This window comes from Amycolatopsis sp. NPDC004625, from assembly GCF_040609695.1.
In the GTDB taxonomy this organism is placed as follows: Bacteria; Actinomycetota; Actinomycetes; order Mycobacteriales; family Pseudonocardiaceae; genus Amycolatopsis.
This window is the reverse complement of record NZ_JBEXKX010000005.1, coordinates 281,521-299,266: the sequence shown is the minus strand read 5'-3', so window position 1 is coordinate 299,266 and position 17,746 is coordinate 281,521. Positions and strand designations below refer to the sequence as shown.

At 70.8% G+C, this 17,746-nt stretch carries 12 protein-coding genes; 4 read left to right on the top strand and 8 right to left on the bottom strand.

Annotation, left to right across the window (positions count from 1 at the left end):
• Positions 1 to 176 precede the first annotated feature (176 nt).
• From ABZW17_RS08330 to ABZW17_RS08295, 8 genes are read right to left on the bottom strand one after another with little or no spacing between them, the layout of a single operon-like run.
• A complete protein-coding gene (locus ABZW17_RS08330) occupies positions 177 to 1,265 on the bottom strand; it encodes a ricin-type beta-trefoil lectin domain protein (protein ID WP_354810996.1) in 1,089 nt (362 codons plus the stop codon).
• 12 nt (positions 1,266 to 1,277) lie between these two features.
• Positions 1,278 to 3,251 carry an alpha-L-fucosidase gene (locus ABZW17_RS08325; protein WP_354810994.1) on the bottom strand — a complete coding sequence of 658 codons (1,974 nt, stop codon included), beginning with the start codon at positions 3,249 to 3,251 and terminating at the stop codon, positions 1,278 to 1,280.
• Positions 3,252 to 3,262: 11 nt separating this feature from the next.
• The gene (locus tag ABZW17_RS08320; RefSeq protein WP_354810992.1) at positions 3,263 to 4,720 is read right to left on the bottom strand and encodes an arabinofuranosidase catalytic domain-containing protein; all 1,458 of its coding nucleotides are present in this window, start codon (positions 4,718 to 4,720) and stop codon (positions 3,263 to 3,265) included.
• Between the two features lie 22 nt (positions 4,721 to 4,742).
• On the bottom strand, positions 4,743 to 7,112 hold the full coding sequence (locus tag ABZW17_RS08315; protein ID WP_354810990.1) for an RICIN domain-containing protein: 2,370 nt from the start codon (positions 7,110 to 7,112) through the stop codon (positions 4,743 to 4,745).
• Between the two features lie 24 nt (positions 7,113 to 7,136).
• Positions 7,137 to 9,050, bottom strand: a complete 1,914-nt coding sequence (locus ABZW17_RS08310) for a hypothetical protein (RefSeq protein ID WP_354810988.1) — start codon at positions 9,048 to 9,050, stop codon at positions 7,137 to 7,139.
• 29 nt (positions 9,051 to 9,079) lie between these two features.
• On the bottom strand, positions 9,080 to 10,000 hold the full coding sequence (locus tag ABZW17_RS08305; protein WP_354810986.1) for a carbohydrate ABC transporter permease: 921 nt from the start codon (positions 9,998 to 10,000) through the stop codon (positions 9,080 to 9,082).
• Complete coding sequence (locus ABZW17_RS08300; RefSeq protein WP_354810985.1) at positions 9,990 to 10,862, bottom strand: sugar ABC transporter permease; 873 nt, start codon at positions 10,860 to 10,862, stop codon at positions 9,990 to 9,992. The genes ABZW17_RS08305 and ABZW17_RS08300 overlap by 11 nt, the downstream gene beginning before the upstream one ends.
• The gene (locus ABZW17_RS08295; RefSeq protein WP_354810984.1) at positions 10,859 to 12,184 is read right to left on the bottom strand and encodes an extracellular solute-binding protein; all 1,326 of its coding nucleotides are present in this window, start codon (positions 12,182 to 12,184) and stop codon (positions 10,859 to 10,861) included. The genes ABZW17_RS08300 and ABZW17_RS08295 overlap by 4 nt, the downstream gene beginning before the upstream one ends.
• Positions 12,185 to 12,491: 307 nt before the next feature.
• On the opposite strand from ABZW17_RS08295, the gene ABZW17_RS08290 reads away from it, so the two are divergent.
• From ABZW17_RS08290 to ABZW17_RS08275, 4 genes are all read left to right on the top strand, one after another.
• Entirely contained in the window at positions 12,492 to 13,235 is a 744-nt protein-coding gene (locus ABZW17_RS08290; RefSeq protein WP_354810983.1) for an FCD domain-containing protein, read from the top strand.
• Positions 13,236 to 13,540: 305 nt separating this feature from the next.
• Entirely contained in the window at positions 13,541 to 14,920 is a 1,380-nt protein-coding gene (locus ABZW17_RS08285) for a PHB depolymerase family esterase (protein WP_354810982.1), read from the top strand.
• A 30-nt stretch (positions 14,921 to 14,950) separates the two neighbouring features.
• The gene (locus ABZW17_RS08280) at positions 14,951 to 16,222 is read left to right on the top strand and encodes an RICIN domain-containing protein (RefSeq protein ID WP_354810980.1); all 1,272 of its coding nucleotides are present in this window, start codon (positions 14,951 to 14,953) and stop codon (positions 16,220 to 16,222) included.
• Positions 16,223 to 16,275: 53 nt separating this feature from the next.
• The gene (locus tag ABZW17_RS08275) at positions 16,276 to 17,649 is read left to right on the top strand and encodes an RICIN domain-containing protein (RefSeq protein ID WP_354810978.1); all 1,374 of its coding nucleotides are present in this window, start codon (positions 16,276 to 16,278) and stop codon (positions 17,647 to 17,649) included.
• Positions 17,650 to 17,746 lie beyond the last annotated feature (97 nt).

Genomic DNA, 17,746 nt, shown 5'->3' with positions numbered 1-17,746 from the left:
TTTTTTTGTTTTTTTTATGTGTTTTTTTTTTTTCTGGTTGGGGGCGGGGATGTTCCCTGGGCTGTGGTTTGTGTTTGGTTGTGTGGGTTATTAACCCGCCTTACCACTCACGACAACCCGGGCCGCACCCAACCCGGGCGTCCATCCACAGTGGACAGGGTGCCGTCACGCCCGGTTCAGCGCAGCGTCCACTGCTGGTTGGCCTGGCCGTTGCAGGTCCACAGGACCAGCTTGGTGCCGTTGGCGGTCCCCTGCCCGGTGGCGTCCACGCACAGCCCGGACTGCACGCCGGTGATCGCGCCGTTCGCGGTGACCGTCCACTGCTGGTTGGTCCCGCCGTGGCAGTCCCACACGATCACCGCCGTGCCGGCCGCCGTACCCGCCCCGGACGCGTCCAGGCACTTCGACCCGGCGACCGAAAGTTGCGCACCGGTCCGCGTCCACGCCTGACCGGACCCGGTACCGCAGTCCTGCAGCTGCACCTGGGTGCCGTTCGCCGCGCTCCCGGCGTCCGCGCACCGGCCCGACTGCGTGCCCACGACCTGCTTGGCCTGCGACGTCCCGGGTGTGCCGATGCTGCCCGGGACCGCCTGCAGCGCCGCGTACCAGGTCGCGGCCATCTTGTCGTAGCCCGTCGCCGTCGGGTGGACGCCGTCGATCAGGTCGGCGCTGGTCAGGGCGGCGTGCTGGTCGACCAGGTGCACGTGCTTGCCGGCGTTCTGCTTGCTCTGCACGATCCCGGGCACCGCCGCGTTGAACGTCCGGGCCGTGGCCTCCTGGCTCGTGTTGGCGATCGGGATGATCGTCGCGACGAAGACCTCGGCGTCCGGTGCCGTCGCCGTGATGTGGTCGATCAGCGCCGAGAGCCGGCCGGGCGCCCCGCTCACGTTGTAGTTCTGCAGCACGTCGTTGGTGCCGATGTGCAGCAGCACCGTGTGCGGGGTGGTGGTGCGCAGCCAGGAGACGATGTTCGCGTCGATCTGGTCGATCCGCCAGCCCGGGTGGCCCTCGTGGTCGTGGTCGCCGAGGGTGGCCGGGCCGTTGGACTGCGAGCCGACGAAGTCCACCTGGTAGCCGCCCGCCGTGACGCGCTGCCAGAGCCCGATCCGGTACCCGCCGGGCACCTGCGTGCCGTCGGTGATCGAGTCGCCCAGCGGCATGACCCGCACCCCGCCGTTGGATTCCGCGGCCGCCGTGCCCGGCAGGAAGGCACCGGCGACCAGGGCCGCCGCGGCGGCGAGCCACCGCAGTCGTCGTGATGTCATCGCAGTTCTCCTTCAGACGCCGGTGATCGTCCACTGGTTGTTGGTGCTGTTGTTGGGTGCCCACAGGCCGGCGTCCGAACCGGCGGCCGTGCTGCCCATGCCGTCCAGCGCGGTGCCGGTGCCGCGGTTGACGATCTGGTACCGGCCGTTGCCCAGGGAGTTCAGCCGCCACTGCTGGTTGGTGCTGCCGTTCGACGTCGCCTCCAGGCAGGTGGCACCGTTGGCCGCGTTGCCGTTGCTGTCGGCGACCAGCCCGTTGGTGCGGTTGACGAGCCGGTAGTAGCCGCCGCCCGCGTCGGCCAGCTGCCACTGCAGGTTCGTGCTGCCGTCCCAGTTCCACTGCTTGAGCCGGGACCCGGAGGCGACGCTCCCGCCGCCGTCCAGCACCAGCCCGGTCGTCACGTTGGCGATCCGCGCCCAGCCGGTCGGCAGGGGACCGGACCCCGGGGCGGGGATCGGGCCCGAGAACGTCAGCTTCACCACGTACGCCAGCGCGTCGAACGGCGGGTTCGCCGACGGCATCGTGATGTGCAGCCCCGAGCCGTCCTGGGTGCGGGTGGGCAGGTTCGTGACGCCGCCCGCGGCCGGGCCGAGCAGCTGCACCGACGTCAGGGTGGCCAGGTTGATGCGGTTCGACCCGAGCGTGGTGATGGTGAACGTGCTCCCGGGCCAGCCCAGCACGGTCGCGTACAGCACGGTGTTGTCCTTGCTGCGGGTGAACCGGATGTCGGTCCTGGTGCCCTCGACCGGCGTGGTGAACGAGCCGCCGCCCATCTTCGTCGGCCCCTCGCCGTACACCGACCACGCCCGGGTGGCGTAGATCGACTCGCCGAACCGCTTGAGGTGGTCGCCGATGCCGAGCAGGATCGAACGCTGCCCCGAGGGGATGGTGCCGTCGGCCATCGGGGCGATGTTCAGCAGCATGTTGCCGTTCTTGCTGACCCGGTCGATCAGGGAGTGCAGCATGGCCTTGACCGAGTAGTAGCCGATCCCCGCGGTGTAGCACCAGCTGGAACTGGACACGCTGTCGTCGGTGAGCCAGTACGGGTTCAGGATGTCGCCGGGGCCGCCGCGTTCGAAGTCGAAGACCTCGCCGCGGTTGTTGAACCCGTCCTTGTAGGAGGCGACGACGTCCTTGTTCCCGGCGACGGCCTGGTTGTAGTAGTGCGAAAGGAAGTTCAGCCGCTGGCTTTCGTCCACCAGGCTCAGGTCGAAGTCCTGGTAGACGAGGTCGGGCTGGTAGCCGTCGACGACTTCGCGGAGCTTGTCGTACCACAGCTGGTTTTCCGCGGCCCGGCCGTTCTGGCCGAACAGCCGCCGCAGCGACTCGGTCGGCTGGCTCGGCACGTGGTCGTAGTAGCCGTTGAAGTGGTAGGCGTGGTGCAGTGCCGTCACGAGCTTGAGGCCCTTGCCGCGGATGGCGTCCGCGTGCAGCCGCAGCAGGTCGAGCTGCGGGCCGGTGCGGGCCGAGTTCCACTCGTTGGCGGTGCTGTTCCACATCGAGTAGCCGTCGTGGTGCTCGGCGACCGGCCCGGCGAACTTCGCCCCGGCGTCGGCGAACAGCTGCGCCCATTCGTTCGGGTCGAAGTTCCCGCCCGCGGACTTGAGCTTCGGGGCGAACTGGACCCAGTTGCCCGCCTTGTCGCGGGCGCCGTTGATGAAGTTCTGGTACGGCCAGGCCGACGGATCGCCGTACACGGCCTTGTGGTGGTTGTTCTCGTTGGACCCGCCGATGTACATGTTCCGCGGGTACCACTCGTTGCCGAACGCCGGAACGCTGAAGACGCCCCAGTGGTAGTAGATGCCGAACTTGGCGTCGGAGAACCATTCCGGCGCGGGCGGGTGCTGGTCGACCGACGACCAGCTCGGGCTGTAGCTGCCGGGCCCTTCCGTGGCCCACACGGTCCGGACGCGGAACACACTGGCCGTGACGGCGACACCGGTCACCGCGAGCAGCTTGCGGCGCGAAAGCTCGAACGAAGACATGGCGAAACCTCTCAGCCGAAGGTCCACTTCTGGTTGTTCGCGGCGGTGCACGAGGCCAGCTGGACCAGGGTGCCGTTCGCGGTCCCCGAGCCGGTGACGTCGAGGCACAGTCCGGACTGGACACCGGAGACGGTCCCGTTGGCGTTCACCGTCCACTGCTGGTTGTTCTGGCCGTTGCAGTTCCAGATGATCACCTTGGTGCCGGGGGTGGTGCCCCGCCCGCTGGCGTCGAGGCAGCGGGTGCCGTCGTAGACGGTCAGCGCGCCGGTGCCGGACCGGGTCCACGTCTGGTTGGTGCCGCCGTTGCAGTCCCAGACCTGGACCTGGGTGCCGGGGGTGGTGCTGACGCCGCTGACGTCGAGGCACTTGTTCGCGCCCACGGCGTGCACCGCGCCGGTGTTCGCCGGGCCGCCGGTGCCGTACCCGGCGGCGGCCAGGCTGGCCTGCACCGCGTTCTCCGTGGCGTCCGTCGGGAAGCCGCTGGTCACCGCGCCTTCGAAGAACTCGCCGACGCCGGAGACGCTGTTGTCGCCGCCGGTGCCCAGCAGGATCGACGGCTCCAGCTTCATCGGCGAGTAGCCCCGCGGCAGCCCGCCGGAGTACGGGGTGGTGAGGCCGCCGGTGGTGGCGTCGCCGTACTTGAGGGTGAAGTTGCTGGTGCCGTTGTTCTTCAGCCACGCGCTGACGAACGGGTGGTGCACCCCGGGGTTGTTCGGGTCCTTGTTGGACCCGGTGCCGGTGTGGTACATCCCGTTCTCCAGGTCGGCCTCCACCCACGGGCCGGTGCCGGTGCAGCCGTTGAACCAGCAGGCGGTGCCCCAGTAGATGGCGTTCATGGTGGCGTTGCCGGTGTCGTTGTGGGAGATTTCGCCGCTGCCGTAGTCGAAGCAGCACCACTGGTTGACGTAGTTCGACGAGGTGATCATGTAGATCCCCTCCGGCTGCGCGCCGACCGGGACGTTCTTGGCGTTGTCGACCCGGTAGCCGACGCCCTGGGTGACCTTGATCCCGTAGGCGGGGTGCCCGCCGACGGTCACCGGCAGCGCCATCGCGTCCGCGCCGATGTCGGACCCGTTGGGGCCGGGGCCCTTCCAGAACCCGCCCCAGGAGATCGGCAGGTCGTTGTGGTTGGCGGTCTGGTCGTAGATCTTCGTGACCGTGCACTTGGTCCCGGCGCAGAACGACACCTGCGGGGCGGAGTCGGCGACCCCGCCCGCGGTGAGCAGCCCGATGTCGAGGAAGTGCTGGTCGGACGCTCGCTGAAGCTGGTACAGCGGGCCGGCGTAGGCGCCGAAGAGCGCCCGGGTGGTGCTGTGCGCGGTGACGCACGGGGTGCCGCCGGCGGCGTAGAGGTCGCACGCCTCCTGCCCGGCGGCCTGGGCGGCCGGGCCGAGCCCGAGCAGCGTGCCGGCGACGAGCGGGATCGCCGCGAGTGCGGTGAACAGTTTCCTTCTCAACGTGGATTTCATGGCAGAACCTCTCTGATTCGCGTCAGCCGAAGGTCCACTTCTGGTTGTTCGCGGCGGTGCAGGTGGCGAGCTGGACCGGCGTGCCGTTGGCGGTGGCCGAGCCGGTGACGTCCAGGCACAGTCCGGACTGGACACCGGAGACGGTGCCGTTGCTGTTGACCGTCCACTGCTGGTTCGCCTGGCCGTTGCAGTTCCAGATGACGATCTTGGTGCCCGGGGTGGTGCCCTGGCCGCTGGCGTCGAGGCACCGCGTTCCGTTGTAGACGGTCAGCTCCCGGGCGCTGCTGCGGGTCCAGGACTGGTTGGTCCCGCCGTTGCAGTCCCAGATCTGGACCGCGGCCCCGGGGGTGGTGCTGACGCCGCTGACGTCCAGGCACCGGCCGGCGCCGGTCGCGCGCACCGGGCCGGCCGTGGGGCCGGGGCCGCTGCCGCCCGGGCCGGCGGCCGCGATGACGGCTTGCGCGCCCGAGGGCCAGTTCGTGCCGCTCACCTGCACGTTCCCGGTCAGCACGTTGTTGTGCGGCGACCCGGTGGCCACCTGCGTCGCGCCGCCGTTGTACCAGTTGCCGCTGAACGTGCTGTCGTTGGTGTTGTTGCTGCCGTTGGCGTTGGTGAACGCCCAGACCCCGGAGTCCTGGATCACGTTGGCCGACAGCGTCACGTACCGCGAGCCTTCGTCCAGGTACAGCCCGACCGTCCGGTTGTTGTCGTAGACGTGGTTGTGGTCGATCGAGCTGCCGGGGTTGGCCGACAGGTTGTAGATGCTGCCGCCGTCGTGCATCAGCTTCTTCGTGCCGTGCACCCGGTTGTAGCTGACGACGGTGTCCCGCAGCGTGGTCGGCGTCGTGTACACGGGCTGGTAGTCGTAGAGGCCGCGGTTGCGGTAGTCCTGGCTGCCGCCGGCGTCGTTGGCGCCCCAGCCCCAGCCGACGTCGATGCCGTCGTAGGTCAGGTTGGCGACCTCGTTGTGCGTGATGACGGTGTGCGTGGCGTAGGTCGACAGGATGCCGGCCATCTCGCGGTAGTCCAGGGCGACCCGGGTCACCGTGTTGTTCGAGATGGTGACGTCCTTGTTCGTCATCGCCGCGTTCGACGGGTGGTGGGCGTCGGTGCGCACGCCGCCGACGATCACCCCGCCGCCCGAGACCTCGGTGAACGTGTTGTGGTCGACGGTGATCGACGACGCGCCCAGCCCGACGCCCGAGGCGTGCGCGTTGGCGTCGTTGCCGATACCCAGCGCCACCTGGCCGAGGTGGGTGAAGGTGTTGTCGCTGAACGAGATCCCGCTCGCGGCCGAGACCTGGACGGCGGCCGGGGCCTGGGCCCAGCTGCCCCGCGCGCCCTCGAACTGGCGGCACCCGGACTGGCAGGAGGTCAGGAAGTCACCGGGCATCGACGCGGCCGCGGGGAGGAACGTGCCGGTCTGCTGGTTGGCGTAGCCGACCGACGTGCTCGGCGTCAGCCAGGTCGTGTGCTCGAAGTGCAGGCCCTTGAACGCGAGGTTGCGCACCGGGTTGTCGTAGCTGCCGCTGATCTGCAGCAGCGACGTCAGCCGCGGCAGCTCGACGTCGTGGCTCGCGGGCGCCCAGCCCGCGGGGGCCTTGTAGTACAGCTTCCCGGCCTGCGGGTCCAGGTACCACTGGCCGGTGGTCTTGAGGAAGGAGTAGGAGTTCTCGAGGAAAAGCTGGCCGCCGCCGAAGGGCTTGGCGAGCGTGTCGTAGCCCCAGTTGTTGTTGTTCCACGCGGGCTGCTGCATCACGATCGACGAGCCGCTGACGTGGTCGACGGGGGAGTACCGGTCGGTGAACGAGTTCTGGCTCTCCACCTCGATCCGGTTCTGCTGCGGCAGCGTCGCGAGGTAGTTCAGCGCGGAGTTGGTGATCGTCATCCCGCTGGTGGTGAACTGGACGTCGTTGCGCGACAACGTGATCGACGCGCGCGGAGCCAGCGAGCCGTCGACGAACAGCTGACGCGAGTCGGCGCCCTGCGGCACGGACGCGACCCAGATGTTCTGGCCGGAGTCCTGCACCGACCACCCGGTGACCTGGCTCCCGCCGGAGAGGACCGGCGTCTGGCCGGAGGCGGCCTGCCAGGTGACGGTGTGGCCGTTCTGCCCGGAGTCGGCGCTGGTCAGGGCCAGGGGCGCGGACAGCCGGTAGGTCCCCCCGGCGAGCTGCACGACGACGTCGTTGGCCGCGGACTGGGCCCGCGCGAGCTGCTGGGCCCTGGCCGGGGTGGCGACCGGCTGGTCGGGGGTACCGGGGTTGGTGTCGTTGCCGGTGGGGGCGACGGCGATGGTGACGGTGGCGGCGTGCGCGGGCGGCGCGGCGAACGCGGACACCGCGAGGGCGGTGGCGATCGCGGCGACCACGGATCTGCGGTTCGGCGGCATGGCGGGGACCTCTCCGGGAGCGGGTTACGGTGCGTCGAAGGGGGTGCGGTACGAGGGCGGGCGGGTGCGCAGCTCGAGGTGCAGGGTGAGCCGGACGCTGGTGGAGCGGGGCAGGCGCACGGACAGCCAGGGCCCGTCGACGCGGGTTTCGGCCGACGTCACCCGGGGCTCGGAATGCCCGTAGTCGTAGAGCCCGCCGATCCAGGACGGGTCTTCGCACACGGTGTGGTGCACCGTGCGGATGGTGTCTTCGCCGAACGCGCCGGCCTGCACGATGACCGTGCGGTCGGCCCGCGGGTCGAGGTTGACCAGGTCGACGACGGTGGCTTCGGGGTCGATCCGCGACACCAGCGCGGCGACCGAGGGCGGCAGCCCGGGCCGCGCGGCCTCGGCGTCGTAGTAGCGCACGCGGGCCTGCTGCAGGCCGCCGTTGTAGAGCACCTGCGGGCCGCCCCAGGTCAGCTGGACCAGCGCCTCGGTGACCACCGGGTTGGCCTGCTGCCACACGTGGATGTCGGCCTCGGCCACGTCCTGGCCGCGGTGGCGTTCCATCCGGGCCAGGCGGTGGCGGACCTGCGCCTGCGCGGCCGCCAGGATGCGCTCGGGGTACGCCGGGTCGTCACCGGCCAGGAAGGCGAACCACGGCTCCTCGTGCCCGGCCTCCTCCTTGCTCCGGAACGGCCGCACGGTCCGCCAGTCGTGCCCCGCCGCCGCCCGCAGCCGCTCGATGCGCTGCCGGTCGGCGGGCGCGGCGGAGTGGTGCCACAGCGCCATCGGCACGGCCAGCAGCATCGGGTTGTAGTCGAACCAGCCCCGGTCGGCGTACCGGTAGGGCACGTGCAGCGTCGGCGTGCCGGTGTCCGGGCCGAGCTGGGCGGTCCAGCGGGACTGCAGGCTGGAGTCCGCCTCGGTGAAGGCCATCACCTTGCCCTGGGCGATCACCTCGTCCAGGGCCGGGCGGACCAGGTCGAGGAAGGACTCGTCGCCGGTGGCCGCGGTCGCGGCGAGCGCGGCCACCGTGGCGGCCTGCCCGACGCTGTACCAGCCGTGCGGCCACGACCAGCCGTAGTGCCCGCCGTACCAGCGGCCTTCGAACAGCCCGCCGACCGTGCCGTCGGGAGCGACGTTGTCCGGCACGATCCCGCCGTTGGCGCTCGCGCGGGCGCACCACGCCCCGACGTACTCGGCGATCCAGTCCCGGTACCGCGGCTCGCCGGTCAGGATCAGCGCGTTCAGCACGAGCCCGGCCGCGGCCAGGTTGACCGCGGTGTCGCCGACGCCCGCCCGCCGGCGCAGCTGCTCGCCCAGCCGGGGGTCCTCCTCCCGCGGCGGTTCCCCGGCACCGGGCGGCAGCACCCACTCCAGCGGGAAGCCGTACATCCGGGCCTCTTCGGGCAGCCACGGGTAGGAGGGGCCGTCGAACAGGCCCTCCCGGTGCCGGTCGCTGCCGTTGTGCGGCCGCCGGATGATCCGGTGCACCGGGTCGTAGTTGCCGTGGGCGGGGTCGACGTAGAGGTCGGCGAACCGCCGCGCCCGCCCGGTCCAGCGGCCGGGGGCGGCCAGGCACAGGAAGTAGAACAGCAGCAGGCTTTCGCCCTGGTGGAACCAGTCGTACCCGCGTTCGTACTCCCCCTCCAGCATGCCGAGCTCGGCCAGCTGGCGGGTGACGCCTTCCCAGTGCCGTTCGGCCGCCGGGAGCAGGTCGTCGGCGCCGCCGAGCAGGTAGAGCTGCGGCCAGTTGAAGAACGTCTCGTAGAAGTCGTCCACCCCGTCGCGGGTGGTGAGCCGGCCGCCGTAGGCCAGCCGGCCGTCCGGCCCGGTGAAGTCGCCCTCGAACGCGCGCCAGGCCCGGTCGAGCAGGTCGAACAGGCCGCGCTGGGCCACGGCCCAGCCGGGGGGTTCGAGCAGCGGCACCGAAGCCGTGATCACGGGGTCCATCCCGGGGGTCCTCCGATCGCGGTGCGGGGTCAGTTCTTGGTGGCTCCGGCGAGCATTCCGGTGACCAGGAAAGGCTGGGAGAACAGGAAGACGACGAGCACCGGCGTGATCGCCAGCAGCGTGGCCAGCGCCAGCACCGGCCGTTCGATCGCGAGGCCGGCGGCCGTCGGGTTGAACTGCGGGACGTCGTTCAGCAGCGTGCCGAGGCCGACCTGCACCGGGAACTGGTCGCTCTCCGGCAGCATCACGTACGGCAGGAAGTAGTTGGTCCAGTTGGCCACGAAGCTGAAGAACCCGACCAGCGCGACCACGGGTGTCGCCAGCGGCAGCGCGACCCGGCGGAACACGCCGAACTCCGTGCAGCCGTCGAGCCGCGCTGCGTCCAGCAGGTCGTCCGGCACCGCCGTGGTGAAGTAGATGTAGGCCAGGTACACGCCGAACGGGTAGAACGCGTACGGCAGCACGATCGACCACATCGTGCCGATCAGGTGCGCGGTGTTGAGCTCCAGGAACAGCGGCACCACCAGGGTCGCGTTCGGCATGAGCATGACGACCAGGGTGGTGACGAGCAGCGCGCGCCGGCCGCGGAACTCAGTCTTGGCCAGCGCGTACCCGGCGGGGACCGCCACGCACAGCGTGATGGCCAGCGCGAAGAAGGAATACAGCGCCGAATTGCCCAGCCACCGGAAGATCGCGTTGCCCTGGTACGCGGTGAGCGCGTCCCAGTTGGCGGCCAGTGCCCGCCACGAGCCGACGGACAGCGGGTGGCCGTGCACGAGCTGGTCGTCGGTCTTCGTGGCCGCCAGCACCAGCCACAGCACCGGGAGCACGAAGAACAGGAAGAACAGCGCGAGCACGGCCCCGGGCACCGGGTTGGGCAGCCGGCGCCGCGGCCTCGCCGGGGCCGGCACGCGAACCGTCACGGGCGGGCGTTCGACGTCAGTCCGCATCGAAGAACCTCGACCGGGTCACGAACACGGCCGCGACGACCAGGCCGACCACCAGCAGTTCGACCGAAACCGCGGCGGCGGTCCCGACGTCGTTGTTCTGGAAGGCGAAGTCGTAGGACAGCTGGTTGGGCGAGTAGTCCCGCCCGGCCACCCCGACGCTGGCCTGCGACAGCAGCTGCGGCTCGACGAACAGCTGGGTGCCGCCGGCGAAGGCGAGGATCACCATGTAGACGATCCACTTGCGCAGCAGCGGGACCTGGATCCGCCACGCGGTCTGCCACGCACCGGCGCCGTCGATCCGGGCCGCCTCGAGGACGTCCGGCGAGATGGTGTTCAGGGCCCCGTACATGACGACGATCCAGCCGCCCGCCCCGGTCCAGAAGGCGATCAGGGTGAACAGCACCGGCAGGTGACCGGGCGCGACGACCTCGCCGAAAGTTTCGAAACCCAGGGCGCGCAGCAGGAACCCGGCCGGGCTGACCGCGGGGTCGAGCATGAACAGCCAGACCAGCACGCTCGCCGCGCCGGCCAGCGCGCCCGGCAGGTAGTACAGGAACCGCAGGGCCCGGCCGGTCGTGCGCGGGCCGATGCGGTGCAGCAGCAGGGCCAGCCCGACCACGAACACCACCAGCGTCGTCAGCCAGAGCAGCAGGTACAGGGCGACGTGCCCCACGGCGTCCCCGAACCGGAAGTCCCCGGCGGCGGTGACGAAGTTCGTGAGCCCGGTGAACCGGCCGCCCGCGTCGGTGACCGCGAAGGAGATCGCGTAGACCGTCGGCACGACGCCGAACGCGATCAGCAGCACGACGTAGGCGGCGACGAAACCGTAGCCCGCCCGGTGCCGGGCGACCGGCGCGCTCATTGCTCGGTGACCTGGTACCCGGTGGACCGGGCGTAGTTCACGATCGCGGCCTGCCACGCGGGGAGCAGTGACGCGATGCTCTTGCCCGCGGTCAGGCCCGGGGTGACCGTGGCCGCCCAGATCGCCTCCTGGCTGAACTGCCCGTAGCCCCAGCCGGGCCACACCTGACCGGCCGCGGTCTGCAGCGGCCCGGCGATGTCGCCGGTGTAGTAGCCGGAGGCCGCCTGGTTGGCCAGCCACGTCTTGGCGGCCCCCTGGTGCGCCGGGTAGCCCGGCGCGACCTTGCCCTGGTAGTCGTCCGAGGTGGTCACCCAGACCAGGAAGTCCGTGGCCGCCTTGAGATGGGCGCTGTGCGCCGAGAGCAGCCACGTCCCGCCGCCGACGTTGCCCACCGACGGCTGCGGATCGCCGGGCCACTGCGGCATCGGCGCCACGGCGATCTGGCCCTTCGGGGTCTTGAAAGTTCCCTGGAACAGGGCGCCGCCGTACCACGACGGGCCGGGCATCAGCAGGATCTTGTCGGCGGAGTTCTTGTCGAAGTCGGAGCTGAACACGCTGCCGGCCGACATGCTGCCGGCCTTCAGGAGGGAGTCCAGCAGCTGCGCCATCCGGGTGCAGTTCGGCTCGGTGGCGGTCACCGTGACGGCCTTCGGCCCGGTGATCCGGTTGGCGCCGCACTTGCTCGCCCACAGGTAGATCTCCGGCGCGAACGTGTCGCCCGCCGCGCCCACCAGGTAGCCCGGGTGCTCGGTGGCGACCTTCCGGCCGAGTGCTTCGTACTCCGGCCACGTCCGGGGCACCTGGTAGTTCCACTGCTTCAGCAGGGTCGCGTTGTACCAGAGCACGGTCTGGGAGAGGTCGTTGCGCAGGCAGTAGAGCGTTCCGTCCACCGTGCACGGGGCGTTCGCGCCCGGCGCCCACTGGTCCAAAGTGGACTTCGGGATCAGGTCCTTGTCCAGCGGTGCGGTGAAGCCCGCCTGCCGGGCCCAGGACACCTCGTTGTTCTGCGAGCTGAACGCCACGTCCGGCCAGCCCTTGCCGGTCCGGTTGAACAGCCCGACCTTGGTCTGCAGGTAGTTCGAGCCGTTGGCGTCCCCGTCGTAGCTGACGATGTCGAGCGGCACCTCGGGGTGCTGCTTCTGGTACAGCTGGGCGGCGGCCATCCGGGTGGAATCGACCCACACCGTCAGCGGGCCGGCGGTCTGCGGCGCCGGCGTGAAGCCGTTCTGCGCCGGGGAAACGCCGCCCCCGCCGCTGCATCCGGCGGCGACGGCCACGGCGAGCGCCGCGCTGAGGACGGCGACCCGGTTCCTGCCCCTCATCAACTACCCCACTTCGTCGTGGCACCCGCCGGGGGCAGGCGATTCCGGTGAAGGATGAGTACGACTCATTCGAGCGCTGCCTGCCCGACCGCGTTTCGACTGTTTCACTGCTGTGCGGCGGTTTTCCGGTCCTGGCTCGGTGATCCATGAGAACAGCACGGTCCGGCGCCGTCAAGGATGTGCCTGCTCATTGCCCCGCTTGCCGCCTGCCGAATGTAACTTTCACACCGCCGCGGCAAGGCTTGACCGACGGCCGGGGCCGCGAGGTAGGGTGCTCAGCCGGTGAGCAGTAAGTCATACTCATCCGGTGACCCGTGACGAGCAAGTCGCACCGCCTGCCCCGTACCGGCCCGGCTACGAAGTGGTGGCCGAGCAGATCCTGCAGCTGATCGCCGAACTGGCCCTGCGGCCCGGCGACCGGATGCCGACGGAGCACGAGCTGGCGGCGCGGATGGGGACCAGCCGGACCGTGGTGCGGGAGGCCGTCAAGATCCTCTCCGCGCTCGGCCGGGTGCGAGCGCACAAGGGGCGTGGGCTGTATGTGTCCGACGACGAAGGCATGCTCGGTGGCTCGCCCTGGGGTGCCTTCTTCCTGCCCGCCGACCTCGACCACGTCTACATGCTCTTCGAGTTCCGCCGGATCCAGGAGACCGCCGCCAGCCGGCTGGCGGCGGCCAACGCCACCCCGGCCGAGCTGCGCGCGATCGAGGCCGCCGCCGACACCTGCCGCCACGGGCACGTGAGCGGCGAGTCCGCGCTGTTCGACCGCGGCGACGACGAGTTCCACCTCGGGATCGCCGCCGCGTCCCACAACCAGTTCCTCGTCGCCGCCGTGCGCGAAGTGCGGCGCCTGCAGCGGCAGTCGAACATCATCGGGATGTCCGGCTCGATCGGCGGGCACGCGGCGGGCGCGATCGAGGAGCACACCGCGATCTACCGGGCGATCCGCGACGGCGACCCCGACGCGGCGGCCCGGGCGGCCGCCACCCACCTCGACAACACCTTGGAGGACTACCGGCGGGAGATCCAGCGGCGGCTCTTCGGCCAGTGAGCGGGTTCCCGGAGCACGGCTCCGGCGCTGCGTGCTGCGCTCGTTCCATTGTGGACCCGATCGCCGGATCCGTTGCGGGTGGGTAAGTTTCACTTTTCAGCCGAGTTGTTCGTCAGCCGGTCTCTCCGCGTGTTTGCCCTGTCCAGGAACGACTTTCGTGAAGTTTCGGGCCGGATCCCCGCTACCGGTGGGAAAATTGCTCATTGACCACCGCGGCCGGTCGCTCCTATCTTGACTGGGTCCGTTTAGTTCGGTAACTGAACGAATTCACCGCGCACACCCCCGCCTCCTGAAAGCAGCGAAATGTGAGCGCTAACACCCCGCCGGCGCCGGAGTCCCCGACGAGCCGCCTCGCCCGCGCCCTGCTCGCGGTGCTGCTGGTGCTGCCCCTCGCGGCGCTGCTGACCGCCGGCCCGGCCGCGGCCGCCGCGCTGACCAAGGTGACCGGCTTCGGGAACAACCCGACCAACCTCGGCATGTACCTCTACGCACCGGACAAGCTCGCGGCCAAGCCCGCCCTGCTCGTGCTGGTGCACTACTGCAGCGGCTCGGCGAGCGCGATCTTCAACGGCAACGGGCACGACTACGCCACGGCGGCCGACCGGTACGGGTACCTCGTCGTCGTGCCCGAAGCGACCCGGGACGGTCACTGCTTCGACGTCTCCACGAAGGCGGGGCTGACCCGCGACGGCGGCAGCGACTCGACCGGGGTCATGGCGATGGTCAACTGGACCCGCCAGCACTACAACGTGGACCCGGCGCGGATCGTGGTCAGCGGCTTCTCGTCCGGAGCCATGATGACGAACGTCCTGGCCGCCGAGTACCCGGACGTCTTCTCCGCCGCTTCGGCCTACTCCGGCGTACCCGCCGGGTGCTTCGCGACGACGGACGGTTCGCTCTGGAACAGCCAGTGCGCGGGCGGGAACGTCATCAAGTCGGCGCAGCAGTGGGCGGACCAGGCGCACGCGATGTACCCCGGCTACTCCGGCGCCTACCCGCGGATGCAGCTGTGGCACGGGAACACCGACACGACGTTGGCGTACCCCAACTACGGCGAAGAGATCAAGCAGTGGACCGCCCTGCACAGCCTGACGCAGACGCCGTCCTTCACCGACCACCCGCAGTCGTCCTGGACGCGCAACCGCTACGGCGACACCGGCACGCACGCCACGGTGGAGGGCATCACCATCGCCGGCACCGGCCACACCCTGCCGCAGACCGGGATGCTCGCCTACGCCATCTCGTTCCTCGGCCTCGACGACAGCGGCGGCAACCCGGCGCCGACCGGCGGCCCGGTGCGCTCGGTGGCCGCCGGGCGGTGCCTGGACGTCCCGGGCCAGTCGACGACCCAGGGCACGCGCCTGCAGGTCTGGGACTGCCACGGCGGGACCAACCAGGTGTGGACCACCACCACGGCGGGGGAGCTCACCGTCTACTCCGGTGACTCGAGGCGGTGCCTCGACGCCGAAGGCGGCGCGACGACCCCGGGTACCGCGGTGATCATCTGGGCCTGCCACGGCGGGGCCAACCAGAAGTGGCGCGGCAACGCCGACGGCACCGTCACCGGCACGCAGTCGGGGCTCTGCCTGGAACTCCCGGCCGGCTCGACCGGCAACGGCACGGCGGTGCGGCTGGGCACCTGCACCGGCGCCCAGAACCAGAAGTGGACCATCCCGGCCGCCTGAGGCGGCCCCCGCGCGAGGAAGGACATCGAAATGTGGCGACGTTTCCGCGGTGCGCTGGCCGTCCTCGGAGTCGTGCTGGGGCTGGCGCCCGGGCCGGCGGCGGCCGCGGCCGACAACCCGTACCAGCGCGGCCCGGACCCGACGCCGGCGAGCATCGCCGCCGACCACGGGACGTTCGCCACCGCGCAGACGACCATCCCGAAGGGCAACGGGCTCGGCGGCGGGATCGTCTACTACCCGACGGACACGAGCCAGGGGACGTTCGGCGCGATCGCCATCGCGCCCGGCTACGGGACCGAGTGGCGGTGGTACGGCTGGCTCGGCCCGCGGCTGGCCTCCTTCGGGTTCGTCGTGGTCGGGATCGAGACCACCAGCCTCAGCGACTACGCCGACGCCCGCGCCGACCAGCTGCTCGCCGCGCTGGACTGGCTGGTGACGAGCAGCCCGGTGCGCGACCGCGTCGACCGGACCCGGCTCGCCGTCGGCGGCCACTCGATGGGCGGCGGGGGCGCCCTCGTCGCGGCGAACCGGCGGCCGTCGCTGCGGACCGCCGTCGGCATGGCGCCCTACGTCCCCGACGGGATCCTGCGCGGCACCACGGTCCCCACGATCCTGTTCGGCGGCCAGACCGACACCACGGTCACCCCGGCGTACCTGGCGAGCGCGTACGCCACCATCCCGGCCACCGTCCCGCGCGCCTACCCCGAGATCGCCGGTGAGGGCCACGGCTTCGCGGCCGGGGGCGGCGGCGGGAACTCGGGTGCTTTCGCCCGGGTGATGCTGGTCTGGCTCAAGGTGTTCGTCGACGCCGACACGCGCTACTCGTCGTTCCTGTGCCCGTCGCTGTCGAACACCAGCGGCATTTCGAAGTACCAGGCGAGCTGTCCGCTCGGGCCCGGCGGGACGACCCCGCCGCCGCCGGCGACGTCCCGGCTGGTCAACACCAACGCCGGCCGGTGCCTCGACGTCCCGGGCCTGTCCCAGGCCACCGGCACGCAGGTGGCGCTGTGGGACTGCAACAACGGCGCCAACCAGCAGTGGACGACCACCGACGGCAAGCAGCTGCAGGTGTACGGCAGCAGGTGCCTGACCGCCGACGGCACGGCGGCGGGCGCCCGGGCGGTCATCGGCGACTGCGGCACCGGGCCGGCGCAGCAGTGGACCGCCGGTACCGACGGAACGCTCACGAACGTCCAAAGCGGACTGTGTCTCGACGCCTCCGGTGCCGGGACCGCCAACGGCACCAAGGTGATCCTGTGGACCTGCAACCACGGGGCCAACCAGCAGTGGAACCACACCTGATTCACCCCAACTCCGGAGAACGACGATGTTCGAAGACCAGAGGGAGCCACGTGATGGTGAGGTATAAGGCCCTGTTCGCGGCCTTCGCGGCGGGGGCCCTGCTCGCGCTGGCGGGCCAGGTACCCGCGCAGGCCGCCGCCCCCGCGGCGAAGGCCCCGGCGGCCGCCGCCGCGGGCACCGCGGGCTGCGGGAAGGCACCCGGCCTGACCAGCGGCAGCCACACGATCTCCAGCGGCGGCCAGAACCGCAGCTACATCCTGCGGGTGCCGAACAACTACGACAACAACCACAACTACCGGCTCTTCGTCGGGCTGCACTGGCGCGGCGGCACGGCCAACGACGTCGACTCGGGCGGGACCGACGGCTACAACTGGTCCTACTACGGGCTGCGGCGGCTGGCCGACAACGCGGGCAACGGCACGATCTTCGTGGCGCCCCAGGGCAACGGCAACGGCTGGGCCAACCCCGGCGGCCAGGACGTCACCTTCATCGACGACCTGCTGCGCCAGCTCGAGTCCGCGCTGTGCGTCGACACCTCCCAGGTCTTCGCCGGCGGGTTCAGCTACGGCGCCGCCATGAGCTACGCCCTCGCCTGCGCCCGGCCGACGGTGTTCCGCGCGGTCGCGGTCTACTCCGGGGCCAACCTCAGCGGGTGCAGCGGCGGCACCCAGCCCGTCGCGTACATCGGCCTCCACGGCCTGCGCGACAACGTCCTGCCGATCGCGTCCGGCCGCGCGCTGCGCGACCAGTTCGTCCGGAACAACGGCTGCACCCCGCAGAACCCGCCGGAACCGGCCAACGGCAGCCTGACCCACATCGTGACCGCGTACTCCGGCTGCAAGGCCGGCTATCCCGTGGTCTGGGCGGCCTTCGACGGCGCGGGCCACGACCCCGGCCCGCGCGACGGCTGCACCTGCGACGGCTGGCAGACCTGGACCTCGGGCGAGGTGTGGAAGTTCATCACGCAGTTCGACTCGAACACCCAGCCGCCGGGCCCGCCGGTCCAGACCGGCGTCAACTACAAGCTGGTGGCCCAGCACAGCAGCAAGCTCGTCGGGATCACCGGCGCGTCGACCGCGGCCGGGGCGCTCATCGAGCAGGAATCGGCCAACGGCGGCCTCGGCCAGCAGTTCGACTTCGTGGATTCCGGTGACGGCTACTACCGCGTCCGGGCGCGCAACAGCGGGCTGGTCCTCCAGGCCGCGAACGCCAACAGCGGCGCGGACATCAGCCAGCAGGCCGACACGAACTCGACCGCCGAGCAGTGGCGGGTGGTCGACCAGGGCAGCGGCGCGGTGAGCCTGGTGAACCGGTTGAGCGGCCTGGCCCTGGACGTGTGGGGGGTCTCGACCGCCGACGGCGCCCGGATCTCCCAGTGGACGTTCACCGGCAACCCCAACCAGCGGTTCCAGCTCCAGCGCGCCTGAGTCCGGGGTGCCCGCCGGGAACCTTCTCCCGGCGGGCACTCCTTTCCCTTGCTGCGAAGGGATATCCTGGGAAGTGCCCACCGGACAGAGTCGTCTT